Here is a 22,101-nt window from a genome sequence, read left to right as displayed (position 1 = left end):
ATGGACCAGGACCAGGTGGAATTGCAGCGGCAATGAGTGGAAAGAGCACAATCCGAAATCTAACACAAAAAGCAACTCGTCAGCAGAAGAGTTGCTTTTATCTTTCAAACGATAGATACAACACTGGTGAAAGAGCAAAGAGATGACTTAATGAAAAATATCATGGTCTCCAGCGAGTGAGGTCTTCAGTTAGTCAATTTTAAAAGCTCTTCGCGAAGTCCGAAATAAGCATCATTCCATCCCATCTTCGCATAAAAGCGTAATCCAATCAATCCATTGTAATATTTGGCCCCAATTATTCTTTCCTTAAAATCAGGAATGGAAATGCCAACCTGTTGCTGATAACGCTGGTATTCCTGGATCACATCAAGTTTCCTCAAATGCCAGTCTAAGGTTGCAAGGTCGACAAGAAAATCACCATATTTACCATTAGGGTCGATAATACCGGTTATACGCTGACCATCAGATAAAATATTAAATTGATGAAAATCACCATGAATAAAATACCGATGGGGTTCATTATAGCTGGAATAGGCCAATAAACGGTTATAACATTCATCAAACACATCTTTCTCCAGGCAAGAAGTTTTAAATAAGCTGTACCACCCATCCCAGAAGGTGCCTGCCTGATCCTCTGCATTAACAGCAATTACATATTCCTTCCAAGAATTATATGTACCATTCCCGCTCGAATTAATGAATCCATAACCGTGTGTTTCACCTAACTTAACGTGGTTCATCCGAGTTAGAAGTTGAATGACCTCCGGAAGCAATTGGTGTTGTTGTTCAGGAGAGCAGCTTGCCAGATTGAGTCCACTGATCTTTTCTAAAATTAGATAGTTAAATGATTTAAATTTACCTAGCCCGAGACAAGAAGGAAACGGGATTCCCTGTGATGTTAAGAGGTCTGAAATAAATCGTTCCGTTTCAAAACTCCCTGCTAAATCGCTAAATTTAATAACGTATTCCTTATCTAAAACCGAGAAGGAGAATACAGCGCTTAAGTTTCCCCCTTCTAATGGCGTTACCCCAGTCACTTTCGATTCAAAATATTTACTCAGCACAACTTCCACTTGCGAAGTTTCCAATGTTGGTTTTTCGTATACAGTCATCTATTCCCATCCTTTTTCCTTTGACTTTAAGGGGCTCCAGGTTTTATATGATCCCCGTTACTTTCGTAATAGCAAGGGCTAGTGTTTAACGAATTAGGTGCATGGCTTCAAAAATGTTATCTTTCGCTTACCATGATTAAATGCACGAATTTTTTCAAAACCTCCATGCATCACTATTTGTTTTTTATCACAAACGATGGCAACGATCGAATTGTTCAAGTCCAATATTTGGTAAATATTAGTGAGCATTTGTTGTATTTGATTGTCATTAGATCCCTTCCAATAGGCAATATTCCCATAAGGTAAGTCTGTAAAGACTACATTGACGTTTTGTATTGGGGGGTGTGTAACGCCCGCAATATTAAAGAGAAAACATTGCAGTTGTTTAACGGCTGTTTGATTTAACCTTTCAAGACGTTCTACACTTTCCAAGGCATGCAGATGAGACTCTTTATAATAAAGATCATAATCCCTTTGGAGTTGTTCCTTTCTTGAAAGAAGACCTTCCTCAGTTAAAAGGTTTAAGTTTCGTTGTGCATATTCAAGGACCTGCTCATCAATATCCGATCCATAGATTGCAGCTATGTTTTCACTATACAGAAACCCAATGAACGTTAATAGATGTGCGCCACCACAACATGGGTCATACAGAATTAAGTTTTTATCGTTCCTTAATTGAGTTAAACATCTAGACATAATCTCCTTACCTAACCTGACAGGAAATGCCGTTGTATTTGGAGCATTATATAACACCCTGCCACTTGCAAAATCACTATAATCCTCTTTCTCAATCTCAAATTCATAAATCATCGTTCCTCATCTCCCCTTTAAATACTAATTTCGATTTGAAGAGATGCTGTAGAGAAACGTCTATCATTTCGTCTAAATCGATAGGATGCATGAGTTAACTTAAGTGAAAAAAGTCCGTGATGATCTTCTAGTCGAAACTCTACATCGGGCGATAGTATGTCTCTTTTTTTAGGAATGGCTTTAGATTTATACGAGAAACTTGATCAGTAGCAAAATAGTTCATTTAAGAAGCTCCTTTCTTAAACAAACATTAGCAACTTTGGCAACATTGTTCCCGACAAATCTGATATTGCTATAGTCGGATCAACAGTATTAAACTAGTTAGAACAAAGACCCGATAAAATTAAATACTAAATGTTGAGAGATTTCTTTGATAGAAGTGATGATAATTAGGGACAGGATGTGAAAAGACATGAATGTAATGAAGCATATGAACGATGCTTTAACCTATATTGAGGAGAACCTCGAAAATGATATAAATATGGCAGAAGCAGCAAGAATAGCTTGCTGTTCAGAATTTCATTTCAAAAAAATGTTTTCTTATTTAGCGGGGATTACGTTAATTGAATATGTGAGAAGAAGACGGTTAACGATGGCCGGTTTTGAATTAAAGGGGCAACATATGAAAGTTATCGATGCTGCTATCAAATATGGCTATCAATCACCCGATTCGTTCGCAAAAGCTTTTTATCAATTGCATGGTATTAACCCTTCCGAAGTTAATAAAACCGGTAAGTCTTTGAAATCTTTTCCACGCATGACTTTTCAATTAACCATTTCAGGAGGAAGCGAATTCATTTATCGGATTGAAAAAAAAGAAGCTTTTACAATTGTAGGTATAAAAGAAAGAATCCCTCTCGTTTATAAAGGAGAAAATCCTGCTATAACAGAAATGTTGACGAAAATAACAGGTGATGTTTACTCCAAGCTGAAATCTCTTGCAAATGTTGAACCTCTTGGAGGATATAGTGCTTCATTTAATATCAGTGAAAGAGAAAATGAGGAAAAGGCTGAACTTGATCATCTTATTGGTGTAGCAACAACAAAAAAAGATTTATTAGGTCTGGCTTCTCTTGATGTAGCAGCCTCAGCTTGGGCAATTTTCACTGTCCTTGGTAATCCCACCAACATCCAGGAGGTTTGGGGACGAATTTATGCGGAATGGTTTCCTTCATCTAATTATCAGGTTGTAGAAGGTCCTGAGATTCTATTTACAGATAGGGATACGAAGAGTCCAGACAATAAAAGCGAAATTTGGATCCCTGTAGAGAATAAGTAAACCGTTCCGCTAATACGTTTCAAAGTTTATCCTTCCATTTCCCTGTATTCCTGAGGCGTCATGTTGAGATGTTTTTTGAACAATTTGATAAAATAGCCCACCTCCAACCCGACTTGCCGGGCGATCTCATGAATTTTGAAGGCCGTTTGCTTCAGCAATGCTTTTGCTTTATCCATCCTTTGCTCCGAAATGTATTCCGTAAGCCCTTGCCCGGTCATTTGCTTGTATAGCCTGGACAGATAAGATGGATTCAGATAAACCACTTCCGAAAGCTTGGTCAAGGTAAGATCATCATCCAAATGGTCATGAATATATTGATGCAAGCGATCCAGGATGGCGTGCGAGTTTTCTTCCTTTTCAAGCTGCCTTCTTTCAAATAGCAGCCGGGCTAAACCTTCAAAATAACGGGCGGCGCTTTCCCAGGTTTCATGCTCTTCGATGCGCATGAGACCGTCCAGATCGCGGCGTTCCAATAAATTCCGCGTGGCTTCCATACGATTTAAATAAGATAAAGCCATCGTCGCAATGCTGTAATAAGTTTCCGTGTATGCATAATGATAAAACGCGGCTGATTGCAGCATAGAGCGGCACAAAGCAGAAAACTCCCGTATAGCCCCTCCCTCCAGATGAGATTCCAATAGCGCAACATTCTTGCGATGGTTCTGCAGCATATAGTGATCGGCGATCGGGCTTTTAACTGCAGCAGGCAGTCCGTTTGAAGCATCGGTTAACAGAATCTCTTTGCCCAGACCTAACCCGCGGCCCAAGAGACGCTTCAAGCCTGCGAATACGGAGGAGATCTCGCTCCATTGGCAAGGATCGCGATGAGTCACCAGCGAAATCGTTATTTTCAATAAATTTTTGCAGGTAGATTGGACCGCATCCAGTGCTTCGTGGATTTGATTTACGGCGGCTTCCCATTCCGCGGTAGCGATTGTTTTGGCCTGGACGAGCCAGACAAATTTGGTCCGGTCGTACGAGATGGGGATCACGAGCGAGAAAGCCAGGTATTCCTTGGCAATATTATGAAGGGCAAACATAAGTAAAATCCGGTCGGAAGCGGTGTAATCCTCCGGCCACTCGTCCATTCGGCCGACTATCAGCTGAAGAGGAAGCTCCGTTTGGAGAGGAATATCCAGCTCTGCAAACCGCCGCTGCATCATTTCGCTGTAGGCGCGGTCGCCATCGAGCAGGCTGATGAGGTATTCCTTCTGCAGCATAGGCTTGGCTACATACATTTCCTGCTTGGCCTCATTGATAAAACGATCTTTTTCCGCAGTCTCTCTGATGCTCGCAACCGCTTTATCGAAAGCCTCAAGTATTCGCTCGTCGCCTTCGGTTTTTAAGACATAGTCCAGGCCGCCGTTTCGCATGGCTGTCTGGACATAAGAAAACTCATTGAATCCGCTTAGAAAAATCAGTCTGCATTGCGGCCAATGCTCTTTAATATGCTGCTGCAGCTCCAATCCGTTCATTTCGGGCATATGGATGTCGGTGAACACAATGTCTATGTCGCTTATCGACAAGCGATCCATTGCTTCAGAAGCCGAGTATGCCTTAAAAACCTCCAGTTCAACATACTCCACTTCATTAAATAAGTCGAATAATCCATCGACAATGATCGGCTCGTTATCAATAATCAGCACTTTATACATGAGCAATCCGTTCCTTCCTGATGGGATGGCGATTTATTGCATCGGCAGCTTTAACGTAACCTGGAATCCTTGCAGCAAACCTCTTGAGAGGGCAAGACCAAAGTCCGCGCCAAAGCGATAAATAAGCCGTCGATGCACATTAATCAATCCCGAAGTCTCTTGGGAGGCATCTGTAGAATCTAATCTTTTCTGCAAGCTTTTGATAACGGCTTCATCAACATGTTTCCCGGTGTCCTCTACCATAATCAGCAAGATATCGTCTTGCTCAACAAATGTTACATGCAGCTTGCCTCCGTTTTGTCGATGCTCCAAACCATGCTTGTACGCATTCTCTACAATCGGCTGGAGGATCAAGCGAGGCACCATAATGTGAGAGCAGGCTTCGGGCAGCTCTTGAAATACCACTTCAATCTGATCTGCAAACCGAAACGTTTGAATCTCTACATAGTTCTTAGCATGCTGAACCTCATCTGCCAAACAAACCTCATCGCTTGAATTATACGTCATGAATTGAAAATAATCGGATAAATATTTGGTGAATTTGATTTGATTCTCATCGCGATTTTTTTTGGCAAGCCGATAGAGAATAAATAAGCTGTTGTATAAAAAATGCGGATTGATCTGCGACTGCAGCTGCTTTAATTCAGCATGTTGGACGCGATACTTTTGCTCATATACCTTATAGATCATTTGCTGTAAATTTTGTACCATCGCATTAAATTGCGTATACAGATATTGAAATTCATCCTTTCCGCGATAGTCCAAAGTCAAGTTCAAATTTCCCTGTTCCACTTTCCGAAAGGCGCGAACCAGGTTCTTCAAGGGCTGGTGGATCAGCCGGTAAACGGAGTACGAAACAATGATGATGAGGATGAAAGACAGGCCGGAAATCATCCAAAACCATATCGTAAATTTGCGTAAAGGCCCGAGCGCATTTTGCTCCAATTCATACATGACCAGCGTCGTACCGAGTATATCCGATTTTTCAAAAGCGACCAAAAAATTTTGGCCTGCGATTCTCATGGATTGGAGACCTTTGGAAGCGGAGCTTAATTCTTTAATGAAATCATCGTGCGCATGCTCCCCGGTTATTTTCCAGCCCTTATCAAGGTTAACCAGCATGGTGCTGCCTGCCGTTTGATCGGTAAATTGCAGCAGGGCATCTTTCAGCAGCTCTTGCGAAATTTCAATGTCAACCACAAACTCAGGCGCAAGACGGTTCAATTGGATCGGATAAGGAAGGCTGATAAATAAACGGTCCTGCCAGTAAATGAATGGCGATTCATAGATGTTGGTCACTACATTCAATGCGGCGAATTCATCTTTGGGAATCGTTCCGATACTGTTGTCCGATAATGCCCGATCAATGGCAGGGATGAGCACTTTGGCGCTTTTAATATAATTGCTTGCATTTTTAATGACAGACAATTCTTTTTGCAGCTTACGAAAGGATGTCAGTTGATCGTAATAGCTCATGATTTCGCTGCGATTGCTTAACAGATCCAGATCGTCGTAGCTGGCAAATTCCTTCATCAATTGAATGATCCGGGTAAATTCTTTCTCTAACGCGCTATTATAGAAATGAACCTTGGATTGCATCGAATTGGTGATTTCCGTCTTCACATAGGCAGAGCCGTATTGATTCATAATCAGGCTCAGCAGAAAAAGCGGAATCAGCACCAGAAGAAAGGTTAGCACGAGCTTGGGATAAATCGTAATTTTATCAAAAATAAATTTCATGCGCGGCCTCCCTCGATCTCTCTTTTCTTTGATTTCGACAGGGAATCAGGATGTCCTATCGTTCAAAAAACGAATGTAAAGAAAAAGCCATGAAAAAAAGGCGAATGTAAAAAGAGTTCTATATCGGTGAGGAAGCTTGCCTTTTATTATAAAAACTACAAGGATTCCTGTTGCCAGGGGATCCGGGTATAGGCAAAGAAAAATGGGAGGTAACAACATGAAAAGGTTTTATGGTAAAAGAATGGTGTTGATAGCGCTTATCCTATCGTTGGTTTGGATTGCGGCATGCAGCAATAATACAACGACACCGGATTCAACTCCGGTAGAAACGAAAGCGCCAGCTTCAGCCCCAGCGGAAGGGACGAATACTCCAGCCGAAGATTTAAATCCGTTAGGGAAGTACGACCCGCCGATTACACTTTCCACGGTGAAAATTTTCAGTTCATCATCCAAGTTTGCGCCAGGTGAAACACCGGAGAAAAATATTTGGACGGATGGCTACCTGAAGGATTTGGGGATTGACATGAAAATCAAATGGTCGGTTGTAGGTAATGAGCCTGGCGGAGCCGGAGAGCAAAAAATGAATATCTCCATCGCCTCAAACGATCTCCCGGATATTATTCCAGTGAATTCCAAGCAAATGAAGCAGATGGTTGACAATGATATGGCGGAGGATTTGACAGATGCAATTGCTAAATATGCTTCTCCGCAGTTGAAGAGCTTCCTGGAAGCAAACAATGGTTTGGCCGTTAAAACAAGCACTTTTAATGGGAAAGTGTTAGCACTTCCCGCACCGGCAGCGAGTATCGATAATGCTGCTATGATCTGGATCCGCAAGGATTGGCTTGATAAGCTTCAATTGTCTGAACCTAAAACCATGAATGACATTTTGACGATTTCAGATGCTTTTACCAATAAAGATCCGGATGGAAACAATAAGAATGACTCCTACGGTATAGGGTTGAACAAAGACTTGTACACCGGCGGTATCTATGATTTAACCGGTTTCTTTGAAGGGTATCATGCTTACAGGAATCTTTGGATAAAGGATTCAAGCGGCAAGCTTGTTTACGGCGGTATCCAACCGGAAATGAAAACGGCCTTAGCCAAGCTTCAAGAAATGTTTAAAGGCGGTCAAATTGATCCGGAATTTGGAGTCAAAGATTCTGGCAAAGTGAATGAGTCGGTGATCTCAGGTAAAATCGGCATGTTTTTCGGTGCGCATTGGAATGCCTTTTATCCACTTCCTGATGCTTATAAACAAGATCCTAAAGCCGTCTGGGTACCTTATCCGATTGTCTCAGCGGACGACAAACCTGCAGTACCTTCGATTGGCCTCGGCGTAAATCCTGAATCGGTAGACCAGGGTTATGTCGTATTCAAAAAAGGCTCCAAACACCCGGAAGCGCTCATCAAGCTGGCAAACTATTATGCCGACAAAGAATATGGTTGGGATACAGGCGGTGTTGACTTGAATTATCATCAACCGGAGCCAAATCCGGATGGTTACGTCCGCTGGGTATTTGCCGCAGTTATCGCTCAGGATCCTGCGCAAAATATAAACATTTTCCGGGGTGTTAAAGCTGCAGTTGAAAATAACGATCAAACCGCTCTACAAAATCTTCAAGCAAAAGGCAATTATGATATTTACATGAAATTCACCAAAGATCACGATGCGGGCTCTTATGGGAACGCAGTATGGGCAGGACCAAAGAACACGGGATTAAGCATTCTGGATTACTACCTGAATAATAAATTGGGGATTGCGGATCAATTTTACAGCGCCAAAACGGATACGATGGTTCAAAAGCAATCTACACTCGATAAATTGCAATTGGAGACCTTTACAAAGATTCTCATGGGGGCTTCTCCAGTAGATGCATTCGATCAATTTGTTGCAGACTGGAAGAAGCTCGGCGGTGACACGATAACGAAAGAAGTTAACGACTGGTATTCCGCGCAATAGCAAGAAAGGTTTAGACGGATGCAGAAGGTTGAACCTTCTGCATCCCGTTAGATTCCTGGTACTTGTGCGAAGGTCCAAACCATAAACACAATAGGCAGGATGGAGGAAATGACTGGATGCTTTCACGAAGATGGTTGCGGTTGCTGCCGCTGCACTTGATGCTTTGGCCTGCCTTAGCACTGCTGCTGGTATATAGTTATGGCCCCATTGTAGGCATATTAATTGCTTTTGAGAAATTTATGCCTTCAAAAGGGATTTTTGGGTCACCGTTTGTTGGATTCGAAAATTTCAAGTACGTATGGGAATTGCCGGATACGAAACAAGTTTTGACGAATACTGTGGTCATTGCATTGTTAAAAATTGTTTTGAATTTAAGCATGCCCATTACGCTTGCCTTGCTCCTGAATGAGGTACGGCTGAAGTTTTTCAAAAGAAGCATACAGACGGCAATCTATTTTCCTTACTTTCTATCCTGGGTACTATTGGGCGGTATTTTGATCGATATTCTTTCGCCTTCTCAGGGAATTGTCAACGAAATGATCCGATTTTTCGGATTCAAGCCGGTATTTTTTCTGGGGGATCCTCACTGGTTTCGCTTTACGGTTGTCATGACCGATTTATGGAAAGAGGTTGGATTTAACACCATTGTATTTTTGGCTGCTGTCACCAGTGTGAACCCTTCCTTATATGAGGCGGCTGTGATCGACGGGGCCAGCCGCTGGAAACAGACGCTCCATGTTACGCTGCCTTCCATGCTCCCGGTGATTGTTTTGATAGCCACATTAAGCCTTGGTAATGTATTGAATGCGGGTTTCGACCAAATCTTTAATTTATATAGTCCTCAGGTTTATAGCACGGGAGATATTCTGGATACTTATGTTTTTCGAATTGGTATGGTTGACACGCAATATGGGGTTGCAACAGCTGTCGGCTTATTTAAGTCTGTCGTTTCTTGCATCTTTATTTCCATCTCTTATGTACTGGCTTACCGGCTTGCAAACTATCGAATTTTTTAGAGAGAGGTGAAGTGAAGATGGTAGGTCAAGCATCCTTGTCGAGAACCTTGTTTCAAATTGTTAACAACAGCTTCCTGTTTTTATTTTCTTTATTGGCCATTCTCCCTTTTGTTAATGTGCTGGCTTTATCTCTAAGCAATAAGACAGCGGCGGCGGCAGGACTGGTTAAGCTTTGGCCGGTCGGGTTTACCTGGAATTCCTATAAGTTTGTATTTCTGAGGGATGAGTTGTTTACTGCACTTGGCATTTCGGTCGAACGGGTTGTGTTGGGAACAGCTATAAGTATGCTTTTGACGATTTTGGTGGCATATCCGCTGTCTAAAGAAGAATCGGCATTTCCGGGCCGCACCCTGTATGCCTGGTTATTTGTATTCACCATTCTCTTTAACGGCGGCTTAATACCCTGGTATATGACGATCAAAATGACCGGGATATTGGATACGATTTGGGCTTTGGTTCTGCCTGGTGCAGTCCAGGTATTCAATTGTATCCTGCTGCTTAATTTTTTTCGCGGCCTGCCGAAAGCGCTTGAAGAAGCGGCGTTTGTAGACGGCGCCAGCCATTGGACGATCATTTGGCGAATTTTTGTTCCCCTTTCTGCTCCTGCTTTAGCGACAGTTACGCTCTTTACAATAGTGGGGCATTGGAATTCCTGGTTTGATGGCCTGATCCTGATGAATTCGCCGACGCATTATCCCTTGCAAAGCTATTTGCAAACCGTCGTTGTGAAATTGGATACTTCCGCCTTCGCTAATATCGATCCGGTCCAAGCCAAATTACTTAGTGAAATATCGGATCGGACCGTAAAAGCTGCGCAAATTTTTATGGCGTCGGTTCCGATATTGCTTATCTATCCGTTTTTGCAAAAATATTTTATGGCCGGGATTGTACTGGGCAGCGTCAAAGAGTAAATCTTTCTAGCCGAGGAAGAAAAAAATGGAGGTGTTTTTATGTTGAAAAACAAACAAGCCAATCGCAGGCATTTGGTTTGGACGGCGGTTGTTTTTTTGCTGGGAATCCTATTTGCAGGCCCCGGAAGCCTTGTTAATCCAGTAACGGTATTAGCAGCAGAACAGGGATGGGAGTTTACCGGCGATACTCAGGGCTGGGGGAGTGCAGGAAATATATCCGGTTTCGGGTGGCAGGCAGGCGGGTACTTGGGGGGGACGATCTCAGGATCCGACTCTCAATTTTACTCAGCTGATAATCTCGGTCTGGATGCTTCGAAAAACAGTCTGATCAGAATCAAAATGAAAAACAGCACATCTGCTACATTGGCAAGAATATTCTTCACGACAAGCGACAATACCAGTTGGGGATCGAATAACAAGGCAATTACTCTGGTTGCCAATGATACCGGCTACAGAGAATATACCATTGACTTGTCGGATGTATCAGGCTGGAAAGGCTGGATCAAGCAGTTCAGGATTGACCCTGTAGATGATGGAACTACAAACACGGGTTCATTCCGTATAGATTACATTCGAACAGGCGACGGTTGGGATTTCACCAAGGACGCAGAAAGCTGGGGAAACGCAGGTAATATTACCGGCTTTGGATGGCAAACGGGCGGTTACTTAGGCGGCACGATCTCAGGGACCGACTCGCAATTTTATTCGCCTGACCATCTGGGCTTAAGTGCAGGTTCAAAGCCTGTCTTAAAAATCAGAATGAAAAACAGCTCAAGCAGCAATCTAGCAAGAGTATTCTTCACTACAGCCGCCAATCCCAATTGGGGATCAAACAATCTATCCTTTACGACCATTCCCAATGATACCGGCTATACAGAGTATACCATTGATTTTTCAAGCTTTGCAGGCTGGACAGGCACAATCAAGCAATTGAGGATTGACCCTGTAGACAATGGAACGACAAGTGCAGGCACTTTCAGCATAGACTATGTAAAGCTTGTGGCGAAGAACAGGGTATCATGGGGCTCGCTGGCAGCAACAGACGATCTTGGACGTAAACTATCTCAGATAGGAGATACGGGAATCGTACAACCAAGAGAAAATAGAGTTGTAGGTATGTTTTACGAGCCTTGGCACGGCGGAGAGCAGATCCATCAGTACAATAATGTTTACAATAATCAAAAACTGCTGAATGACAATCCGAACATTTTTCAACCGAATGCTTCAGGAGAATATAATAACCCTTTAATGCCGCGCCCAAATGGGGATTTTATTCACTGGAACAAACCTCTGTTTGGCTATTATTCCTCTAACGATCAATGGGTTATCCGCAAGCATTTGCAAATGTTGGCCTTGGCAGGAGTTGATTTTTTAGAAATCGATGTGACGAATAATCAAAATTTCCAGCCGCAAATAGATCTGCTCATGAGAACCATAGAAGATTTGCAGCGATCAGGTGTTCAAGCGCCGAAAATTGTAATGCTTACCCATACGAATTCAGTAAGTATGATGGATAAGTTGTACCAAACCTTTTATGCGCCCGATGCACCGTACTATCACCCAACGACATGGTTTTATTGGAAAGGCAAGCCGCTGATTGTTGGAGACCAAAATGCAAGCGCTACCGTAAAAGACTTTTTTACCCTTCGGATCATACAATGGCCAGGTGAATATTATACCAATGGTTTTGAGATTGGAGCAGATTATGCCCTTCCACAACATATCAGCTACAATGATTTAGGCGAAAAGGAGAATATATCGGTAAATACGTCTCAGAGTTTTGGGAAAAATAATATTTTCTCCTTATCTATACCGTATATCTATAACGAAAAGCCCTATAGCAAGAGCAGAGCTTACCATAACGGGGCAGACGATCTTACGTCCGGATCTCAAAATTATGGATATTTTGCCCAAGAGCAGTGGGACTATGCCATCTCGCAGGATCCTTTAATGATCAATGTAATAGCATGGAATGATTGGATTACGGGAAATTGGCAGAAAACGACACAAACGGATAAATATATCCTTTACGATGATTTTGACGATCGGTACAGCAAAGATTTGGAACCGATGGAGGGAGGATTTGGCGATAACTATTATATGCAGCTGGCGAATAATATAAGAAGATTCAAGGGTGCAGAAGCACCTGCCGAACCAAGTGCTGTCAAGACCATCACCATAAACACAGACTTTAGCCAATGGACCGATGTTAATCCTTCTTTCAAGGATTTCACAGGTGACACGATGGCGAGGAATTACCCAGGTGTGGACAATCAAGTATACAAGGATACTACGGGAAGAAATGACTTCGATATAACGAAGATAGCAAGGGATGCAAGCAACATCTATTTCTATGCAAAAACAGTTAATCCTATAACGCCTTATACAGATTCTAATTGGATGACACTGTATCTGAATGTAGACGGAAACGGTACAAACGGTTGGAAGGGCTATGATTATGTCATTAATCGCACCCCCGCCGCAAGTACGACAAGTACGCTGGAAAAAAGCACAGGCGGTTGGAATTGGACAGCGGTTGCAACCAATATCAGCTATAGTGTGTCAGGTAATCAAATCATGCTTAAGATACCCAGAAGTTCACTGGGTAATATTGCGGATCCTGTAAATATAGAGTTTAAATGGGTTGACAACTGGCAAAACAATGACAATATTATGGACTTCTACAAATACGGTGATGCCGCACCCGATGCAAGATTTAATTACTTATATAGCACTGCAGCCTATACGGGGCGTGTCGATCAGACGACAGAAGTGGTGACTTTACCTGCTCCTGCACCCGTCCCAAGTGGATATTATAAGATTGAGGACAACGCTCCTGTTTGGGATTATTTTAATACCTTTCCCTATGAAAACTGGTGGACAGAATCGGACACGGGTTCTTCAGGGGGGACGGTTGCGACGACAACGAATTACTTTACCGACCAGTCGGAATTCAAATTCGGCACAAGCACCCGCACGGTCGGCTTCCATGGCAATGGGGTGCGGTGGATCACAACGAAATCTCCGGATGCCACCCGGGCGGAGATATTCATAGACGGTTTGTCGCAAGGCATCGTTGATTTAAGCAGCGTAACCGTTCAAAAACAGATCGTAGCCTTTGAAAAATACGGTCTGTCAGATGGATTCCATGAGATGCGGATTCAATGGCAATTCGAAAGCGGATCTCTGTATAATGATGCAATGGAATATAGGGTTGGAAGTGCTGCAATACCATCTCCTGTACCTGGAGAGAATTTGGCTTTAAAGTCGAGTGCTTATGCGGACACCTTTGATGTGGCCAAATTTTATCCTTTAAATCCAGGACAGGTAAATGATAAGGATAACAGCTCATACTGGCAAGGAACGGGTACGGGCAGTATATGGCTGGACTTCGGCAGACCTGTGACGATTGACAGGATAGAGACGTTGCAAAACACGACAAGCTCCAGGATCGGAAGCTACACACTCTCTTACTGGAATGAATCTACTGGGGCATGGAGTACGGCAAAAACAGGAACTTCCATGGCAGATGAGCAGATCGATACGTTTACAGCAGTGAGTACTCATTTGATAAAGCTTACCGTGAATTCCATGCAGACTGGCACAAAACCCGCAATCTATGAAATAAAGGCATTTAATACGGCTAATCCTGGTACGCCTGCAAGTGCGGCAAAAAGCGGTTGGGACTTTACGAATGATGCCGAAGGTTGGGGGAATGCCGTTCATACGACCGGCTTTGGATGGCAGCGTGGAGGTTATATAGGAGCTGCAGTGAGTGCAAGCGGCCCTCAGTTTTTCTCGCCCGATAATCTTAATTTGTCGGCTGGAAGCTATAAAACCCTCCGCATAAAAATGAAGAATGCCACAACAAGTGCAAAAGCGAGATTGTATTTTATTACCGATACAGACACGACCTGGGGTGGGACTAAGGTTAAGGAATTCAGCATAATTCCGAGCGACGGCGTGTTTAGCGAATATACCATAGACTTGTCTAGCGTTTCGAGTTGGACGGGCACCATCAAACAGATCCGAATCGATCCGGTTTCGGCTGGTTCGAGCGGTACTTTCAGTGTGGATTATATCCGATTACAGACCGTACCATTGGTTTTGAAAAAATGGAATTTTTCGACGAATGTGGAGGATTGGACAGCTTCTTCGGGAATTTCCAATTTTGGATGGCAGACAGGGGGAATGATGGGCGGGGACATAACGATTAATAATGGTGGTTATCTTCTATCGCCAAGCAACTTGAACATTGATATTTCCAGATCGCCGACATTCAAAGTTAGATTAAAAAATAGCACAGCTTCCACTAGTGCGCTTGTCATATTCAGGCAAGCTGCCGATGCGGAGTGGTATTACGGTCAAGCGATGTATTTTGCAATTAAACCGAATGATACGGGATTTACCGATTATTACTTTAAAGCACCGGCGTATAACGGGTTACTATCTCAGTTGATGATATTTCCGGCAAGAGATGCAGGCAGCGGTTCGTTCTCCATGGATAATATAAGTATCGGGTATTCTCAAAATATCAGTGAATTGGCGACAGCCTCTGCAAGCTCTTCTTTGGATACAAGTCACGGTCCCGAAAAAGCACTTGACCATCGCAACACAAGCTACTGGAGTGCATCTACGGGCAGTTTTCCGCAGACACTGACGTATGATTTTGGTAGTTCCCGCCAAGTATCATCCGTTAGAAGTGGCTTCTATTTAAAAGATGCGTGGAAGAGCAAAATTGAAGCTTCAAACGACGGTACAAACTGGACCACTTTATTGGATGTGAACAACTTAAAACACAAATTTACCAGCAGCACTGAAGGTTGGACCGGCTCCAATATGAGTGGTTTTGGTTGGAAGAGCGGAGGATATATAGGAGGAACCATAACCTCAGCCGACCCACAAATATACTCACCGGATAATTTGAATGTATCGCTAAATGGTGTAAGTGATAAGCACATTGTCATTCGGATGAAGAATGGGACTTCCGATACCTTGGGTACTTTATATTACACAACAACCGCTGATCCAACCTTTAATGGAGCGAAGAGCATACCGATTTACCTTGTTGCAAACGATACAGGCTATACCGACTATGAACTCGACCTTGATTACGCTCCAAATGCTTCGGGTACGCTCAAACAGCTTCGTATCGACCCTGTTGAGAGTGCAACAAGTGGGACATTCAGTATCGATAGTGTAAAGATGGTAAGTTCAGAACTGTCAGTTGATGTTTCGGGCAGTTACCGCTATATCAGGGAAACTGTACTTGATTCAGATGTGAATAAAGCCATGATATACAATATGGAAGTAAACGGAACGAGCTGGAGCTCGGAAGGAGAAGCTTCCAACACAATAGCAAATGATACCGATCCGGGTATCACGTATTCCGGCAGTTGGTCATCCAGTGCTTATGACGGATACTACAATAGTGATTACCATGCCTCCAATACGGCAAATGATTATGCACAGTATACTTTCACGGGAACGAGTATAAGCTGGGTTGGTCCTAGAGGAATCAACGAAGGGAAAGCTGATGTGTATATTGATGGGGTTCTGGATACTTCGGCAATTGATTTATATGCCTCGAGCGGACAATTGCAGCAGGTATTGTATACCAAAACGGGATTATCCCCTGGTTCACACACCATCAAAGTGGTTGTACGATCGGATAAGAATCCCTCATCCTCTGGCTATTATGTTCTTGTGGATGCATTTCAGTATCAGTAGGATAAATATCCGCTATCTTGAGGTTATCCTGTACGTGCTCATCAGCGTGCAGGATAACCTTATTTCCTTATAAGTGAGGTCCTGAATTCTAGCGTTAGCACCGGAATCGGTAGGAATTATAACGAATTGATTAAAGTTGAAATTGAATAGACAGCCATATTCCCCTATACTTTCTATGTCGCAAGAAGCGGGTATAAATACAAAACGACAAGAGGTGCTGAGATGGCTGGCACGGATGTTAACATTTGGAATCGCTTTCAATCATACATATCTAATACGTTTAAGGGAGGAACACGACTATGAGTAAGGCAGTATTGTATGTCGCTCCACAAGGTAACGACGACAACTCTGGCGCAGCCGATGAGCCGCTCGCGACACTCGTGGGTGCACGCGAGGCGATCCGCAGACTGAAACGGAAGGCGGGTTTGCATGATGGCGGTGTGACGGTTCGTCTGATGGGCGGCCAATACAAGCTGACCGAATCGTTCGTTCTGGTTGAACAGGACTCGGGAACGGCGGCAGCGCCGATTGTCTATTGCGCGGAAGACGGGGAGGAGGTGCGGATCAGCGGCGGCATTGACTTGCCCGTTGATCGCTTCACTCCGGTGAAAGACGACTCCGTCAGAGCGCGTCTGCAGGAGCGGGTGCGTGACCGTGTCGTGCAGATCGATCTGTCGGCGCTCGGCATTACCGAATTCGGCGGCATTGTGAAGAGCGGCTTCGGAATATCCGCGAATGCAAATCATGTCAGCCCTCCCGAGTTGTTCTATGACGGGAAAGCAATGACTCTGGCCCGCTACCCGAGCGAGGGTTATGTTAAGGTAGAAGAAGTAGTGGATCCCGGAGGCAATCCGCGCGATGTCGAAGGCGACCGTGACAAGGTTGCCGGGGAGATGCGCAAGGATGCTACGTTCGCATACACGGATGATAGGCCCTCTCACTGGCTCAACGACGGCGATATCTGGATGTACGGTTATTGGTATTGGGATTGGGCTGACGGCAATCTGCGGATCGCATCGATCAATGCGGCCGAAGGCCAAGTTACGACAGACGGCGCCAGCTATTACAGCATCCGGGAAGGGCAGCGGTATTACTATTACAACGTGCTGGAGGAGCTGGATGAGCCGGGTGAATGGTACTTGGACCGCATGAATGGCATGCTCTACTTCTACCCGCCAGGTCCGCTCGAAGCCGGATCCATTCAGCTTTCCCTGCTGGGTGACCCGCTGGCGCTATTAAACGGAGCTTCCCATATCGTCTTCCGCAATCTGACATTCGAGGTTTCCCGCGGGTCCGGCGTGCAAATCATTGACGGAACCGACAATCTCGTCGCTGGCTGCACCCTTCGCCGGCTGGCCGGATTCGGTGTGCTGATCGGAGCGGAGAGCGATGCGCCAGCATCCGCGGCGACGGGCGAACGTGAAGACCCGTTCGTACGCGCCGGCATGAGGAACGGTGTTGTTGGGTGTGATATATACGATACCGGCATCGGCGGCATCATACTTGCCGGAGGCGAACGCAAGACGCTTAATGCCGCCGGAAATTATGCACGCAATAATGACATTTCGCAGTACAGCCGGCTTAAGCTTACATATAGCGCGGCAGTGCAGTTCAATGGCGTGGGCAATATCGCGGCCAACAACTATATTCACGATGCGCCGCATGTTGGCGTGTTAATCTATGGGAACGACCATATCACTGAATATAATCACATTTATAACGTGCTTACGGAGACGGGGGACGCAGGCGCTGTTTATATTGGACGCGATTGGACGGAACAGGGCAATATTGTTCGATATAACTATATCCACCGTATCCATAACAATGTGTCCAAGCTGCATATCGGCATTTACCTCGACGATATGGCTTCGGGCGTGGAGATGTACGGAAACGTGCTGCATGATATCGATCTTGCTGTTATGATCGGCGGCGGTCGCAGCAACGTGCTGCGCGACAATTTAATTCTGAACTGCAACAGATCACTGCAGCTGGATGCCCGTTCCAAGCCGGGTGAATGGGCCGAGCAGCACGCAAAGGAAGGGCAAGTGATGCATAGGCGTCTGCTGGCCATGCCGGTACAGAGCGAACCTTGGCGCAGCAAGTATCCCGCTCTGTTAACGTTGTGGGAGGATACGCCTTCTTATGCGAAGTACAATGTCGTAGAGCACAATGTCATCTACAAAACCGGCCGAAGCTGGTATCACGGCGGTCTGATGTCCAAGCACGAGGATACGATGTGGATTGATCCGACCGGACGCGAATTCGGTACGATCAGGGATAATTGGGCTACAAGCGAGGATTTGTCATTCGTGGACGAAGCAGGAGAAAACTTCGCTCTGAGGCCCGAATCGGCTGTATACCGCACGATACCGGGTTTTGAATCCCTTCCCTTTGAACGTATCGGCTTGTATCGGGATGAGCACCGGAACTAAATGTGACATTATGTCATGTCCGCATCATCAAAAAAATTCAATAAGAAGTGAGCGATTCTTTGGGTCGAAAGAAACGCTCACTTCTTAGGCTGTGTATTCATCGCCTGATGCCACTGTTCTATTCAGCGAGTCGCTTCTGTCTCTCCAATAAGGTAATTATATTTGTCTGCATGTTTGAGCTCGTCGAGTATTATCCCGTACACAGTATCTTTATAGATCCCGGGTGGCAAACCGAACCACATCTTGCGATAACGTTCCACTGCGGAGAGTTCACCGAACAACGCAGTCCTCAAACCTTGCGCGTAATTAATCGGCTTCGATTCCATTTCTTCGGCGTTTCCTGGTCCGATCTGCTGTCCTGTAAGTTCAAGCAGCATCTCACGGAACATCTTATTATGACTTCTCTCGTCATCCCGGATCGAAGCGATGATGCCAGCCTGCTCCTTGTTCGGAGCGAGACGGATGAGTTGGTCGTAGAATAACTCATCGGATTTTTCTCCTTGAACCGATTGCCTCATTAAATCCAGTGCTTCATTGTAACTCGTGGCCCAGACGGGCTGGAAGGCAGTACGGTACCACCCATACCCCTGGTAGTAATTCCAATACATCGACTTCGGTCGCCTCCTTCATATCTCCATTTCTTAGCATTTTATGTAGGCTCATGAGAAAACTTTCCGTTATCTAGCTCGATCAGGGAAATATTCAACAAACGAACATCGAATCAACTTTTAAATTGTGGAGATATTCGATTTCCCTTATTTATATTTGCTATCTTGCAATTCGATATATATTTAAAAAATTACCTTCCAAACCGGCTGAATAAAGTCGGTTTATTTTTATTAAATCAGGAGATGAGCGTGGCTCGCCCAAAAAAATGATAATTAATAAGGGTACGAATAAATACAAAAAATTAATAATCATGTAAAATAAAATTTAGTCTCTTTTCTGTCTTATCTAAAATTTTGTGTCGAAAGGCACGATAGTGAGGTGCTTTTTATGAAACGTTCCGCGTTTCTTCGCTTATTGCTTCAATTGGTGGTTGTAATCGTGATTAGTACTTGCTTGATTGGCGCACTGCTTTATAATTACACGTCCGATCTGTTAAAAGATGAAATTGTAAGCGCTAATAATGAGTTGCTGCTTCAAACGAGTAAAATCGTCGATCAGTCACTTAACGAGGTGCAGCAAATTGCGACTACAATCAGCCTTAGCCCTGATGTTCTAAAATCGGTTTGGATGCCTTGGAATTTGGATGAAGAGTACCGATTCTTAAAAGCAACAGCGGACCTTTTTGACAATCGGCTAGCATCGTCCAACTATATACACTCTATCTTTCTTTATAGCTCTAACAACCAGAAGCTGGTATCAAATTTTGGAATTACCGAATTGTCCGACTTCTCCAATAAACAATTGCTGGAACAATTTATTCAAAGCAAGAGCACTGTTGCATGGGAAGCAGGTAAAATAGCGTCGCGAGACGGGGGAAGTGAAAATATCCTGACACTTTTGGTCAGTGTACCTCTTCGAAATCAGAAGAAAATTGGAACACTGCTCATTAATTTAAAAGAGGATGTTCTCTATAATGCAGTCGTCAATACGAACAACAGGAAGCTCGGAAACGTCGCCATTCTTAATAAGGATGGTGACGTGCTTTCTTACAAGGATAAAAGCTTGCTGCTCACACCATTTGTGCGGGCTGACATTGCAAAAATCAAAGAGCAGAAAGAGGGTTATTTTGTACAAGAGATTTCAGGTCAAAAGATGTTTGTTTCTTTTCTGAAATCACCGTTCAATAATTGGATTTACATTACAACGAACTCCTACAATGAGCTGTTTCAACGATCCTATGAAGTCATCATTATGACGTTAATCATATCCGGGATCGGACTGGTTGTTGGATTATTGCTGATTATTATCATTTCCAGAAGGCATTATCGTCCGGTTCGCGATATGGTGCAGGCTCTAACTGCTCAAATGGAGAATCCGTTTCCCCAAAAAAATCAGGATGAATTTAGCTTCATTAGCGCGTCTATCGACCGGATGCAGCTTGAAAATGAAACCTTTAAGTCTAAATTTCAAGGGCAAGAAATCGTTCTCCGGGATCATTTGCTTCTGAACTTATTATCCGGAAAATTAATCGATGATCAAGAAACCCTGAATCAATTAACGTATTTCAATCTTGATTTGGATACGGATAACTTTTTAGTTATGAGCATGAGGGTTCATTTTGTTGAGCTGATTCTACCGCCAATTGACGAAAAGCTTAGACATCTGATCTATTTCCGTATTCGTACCATTTGTGAAGAGGTAGTTGGTTCTGACAGCAAAATTGCTTATGTCAGCGGGTTTCATAAACACGATGTGCTTATTCTTAATACGAAAAATTGGGATACAAGCACTCCGGTCATCGCCAGTGCCAAACAGCTTGCTTTCCAAATTAAACATAAATTAGCTGAGGAGCTGGATCATGTAGCGGTTACCTTTGGCATCGGCGGACATTATAAGCATTTGACCGATATCCATCTTTCCTATAATGAGTCTATGGAAGTCTTACTGCTTGAGAGGATCGCTGGGGTAGGAAGTATTTTATCCATTTATGATCTGGACGTTAATCATACAAATAGAAGTCTCTTTATTATTTGCCAGCAACAAGTGGATAAGCTGATTGGGGAGCTCAAGTCAGGACATACGGATAAAGCAGTGGGTACTAAAAATCAGATGTTGAATCAAGTTCAGCACGACAACCAATTTGGCATCTATTTTAAAAACGTCATTTTGTTTCATTTATTAAATGCGCTGGTGACCGTTCGGATGGAGCTTGCGGCTTCAACTGAGGAGGAACAGGACGAGAAAGAGAATAACTGGCATCACGAATTTGCGAAGCTGCAAAATTTTGAACAAATCAGTGCTTTATTCGATCGCCTTATGATGGATATTGCTAGAAATATGGAAAGCCGTCGCCATTATAAGAACTCAGAAGTCATGATGAAGCTGGCCCAGTATGTGCGTGAGCATTATAGGGAACCACTCAGTCTGCAGATGATTTCCGATATGGTGTTTATGAACAGCCACTATGTATCCAAGCTATTCAAAAATACAACCGGAACGACATTTATTGATTTCTTAACGGATATTCGCTACCGGGAAGCAAGCCGGTTATTAAAAGAAACGGATCATACCATGAATGATATCGCTGAGATGACGGGGTTTGGAAACAAACAAAATTTGAATCGTACCTTCAAAAAAATGACAGGTTTAACGCCTACGGAATATCGCAGTCAGGAGGTTCAAAAACGTCTGGATCTATTAAATACGAACAAATGATTACAATATGAATAATTGATACCCTCCCAAACCGCATAGTGACGCCATTGTTACCGATTGAAGCTTGAAGGCACCGATTGCTGGCGGCTACGATGAAAGTGCTTTCACACAAGCAATGGCATTGAA

12 protein-coding genes are annotated in these 22,101 nt (G+C 43.8%); 7 read left to right on the top strand and 5 right to left on the bottom strand.

Features of this window, described 5'->3' with window-relative positions:
• Positions 1-185 precede the first annotated feature (185 nt).
• Entirely contained in the window at positions 186-1,112 is a 927-nt protein-coding gene (locus tag IEY46_RS16305) for a phosphotransferase family protein (protein ID WP_188993022.1), read from the bottom strand.
• A gap of 93 nt (positions 1,113-1,205) precedes the next feature.
• On the bottom strand, positions 1,206-1,922 hold the full coding sequence (locus tag IEY46_RS16300; RefSeq protein ID WP_188993021.1) for a hypothetical protein: 717 nt from the start codon (positions 1,920-1,922) through the stop codon (positions 1,206-1,208).
• 412 nt (positions 1,923-2,334) lie between these two features.
• Between IEY46_RS16300 and IEY46_RS16295 the strand changes: the two genes are divergently transcribed.
• Complete coding sequence (locus tag IEY46_RS16295; protein WP_188993020.1) at positions 2,335-3,201, top strand: AraC family transcriptional regulator; 867 nt, start codon at positions 2,335-2,337, stop codon at positions 3,199-3,201.
• 26 nt (positions 3,202-3,227) lie between these two features.
• On the opposite strand, the gene IEY46_RS16290 is transcribed toward IEY46_RS16295, so the two are convergent.
• Positions 3,228-4,856 carry a response regulator gene (locus IEY46_RS16290; protein WP_188993019.1) on the bottom strand — a complete coding sequence of 543 codons (1,629 nt, stop codon included), beginning with the start codon at positions 4,854-4,856 and terminating at the stop codon, positions 3,228-3,230.
• A gap of 33 nt (positions 4,857-4,889) precedes the next feature.
• Positions 4,890-6,596, bottom strand: a complete 1,707-nt coding sequence (locus IEY46_RS16285) for a sensor histidine kinase (RefSeq protein ID WP_188993018.1) — start codon at positions 6,594-6,596, stop codon at positions 4,890-4,892.
• 217 nt (positions 6,597-6,813) lie between these two features.
• Between IEY46_RS16285 and IEY46_RS16280 the strand changes: the two genes are divergently transcribed.
• From IEY46_RS16280 to IEY46_RS16260, 5 genes are all read left to right on the top strand, one after another.
• Entirely contained in the window at positions 6,814-8,562 is a 1,749-nt protein-coding gene (locus IEY46_RS16280) for an extracellular solute-binding protein (RefSeq protein WP_188993017.1), read from the top strand.
• A gap of 116 nt (positions 8,563-8,678) precedes the next feature.
• Entirely contained in the window at positions 8,679-9,578 is a 900-nt protein-coding gene (locus IEY46_RS16275; protein WP_188993016.1) for an ABC transporter permease, read from the top strand.
• Positions 9,579-9,595: 17 nt separating this feature from the next.
• A complete protein-coding gene (locus tag IEY46_RS16270) occupies positions 9,596-10,489 on the top strand; it encodes a carbohydrate ABC transporter permease (RefSeq protein WP_188993015.1) in 894 nt (297 codons plus the stop codon).
• 39 nt (positions 10,490-10,528) lie between these two features.
• On the top strand, positions 10,529-16,219 hold the full coding sequence (locus IEY46_RS16265) for a discoidin domain-containing protein (protein ID WP_188993014.1): 5,691 nt from the start codon (positions 10,529-10,531) through the stop codon (positions 16,217-16,219).
• A 299-nt stretch (positions 16,220-16,518) separates the two neighbouring features.
• Complete coding sequence (locus IEY46_RS16260; protein ID WP_188993013.1) at positions 16,519-18,651, top strand: right-handed parallel beta-helix repeat-containing protein; 2,133 nt, start codon at positions 16,519-16,521, stop codon at positions 18,649-18,651.
• Positions 18,652-18,773: 122 nt separating this feature from the next.
• Here the strand turns inward: IEY46_RS16260 and IEY46_RS16255 are convergent, their stop codons facing one another.
• Entirely contained in the window at positions 18,774-19,259 is a 486-nt protein-coding gene (locus tag IEY46_RS16255; RefSeq protein ID WP_188993012.1) for a ferritin-like domain-containing protein, read from the bottom strand.
• Positions 19,260-19,647: 388 nt separating this feature from the next.
• Here IEY46_RS16255 and IEY46_RS16250 point away from each other — a divergent pair, with 388 nt between their 5' ends.
• On the top strand, positions 19,648-21,975 hold the full coding sequence (locus tag IEY46_RS16250; protein ID WP_188993011.1) for a helix-turn-helix domain-containing protein: 2,328 nt from the start codon (positions 19,648-19,650) through the stop codon (positions 21,973-21,975).
• Positions 21,976-22,101: the final 126 nt, after the last annotated feature.

Origin of the sequence: Paenibacillus nasutitermitis (genome assembly GCF_014641075.1) — a bacterium.
In the GTDB taxonomy this organism is placed as follows: Bacteria; Bacillota; Bacilli; order Paenibacillales; family Paenibacillaceae; genus Paenibacillus_Z; species Paenibacillus_Z nasutitermitis.
This window is presented reverse-complemented; position numbering and strand designations above follow the sequence as displayed.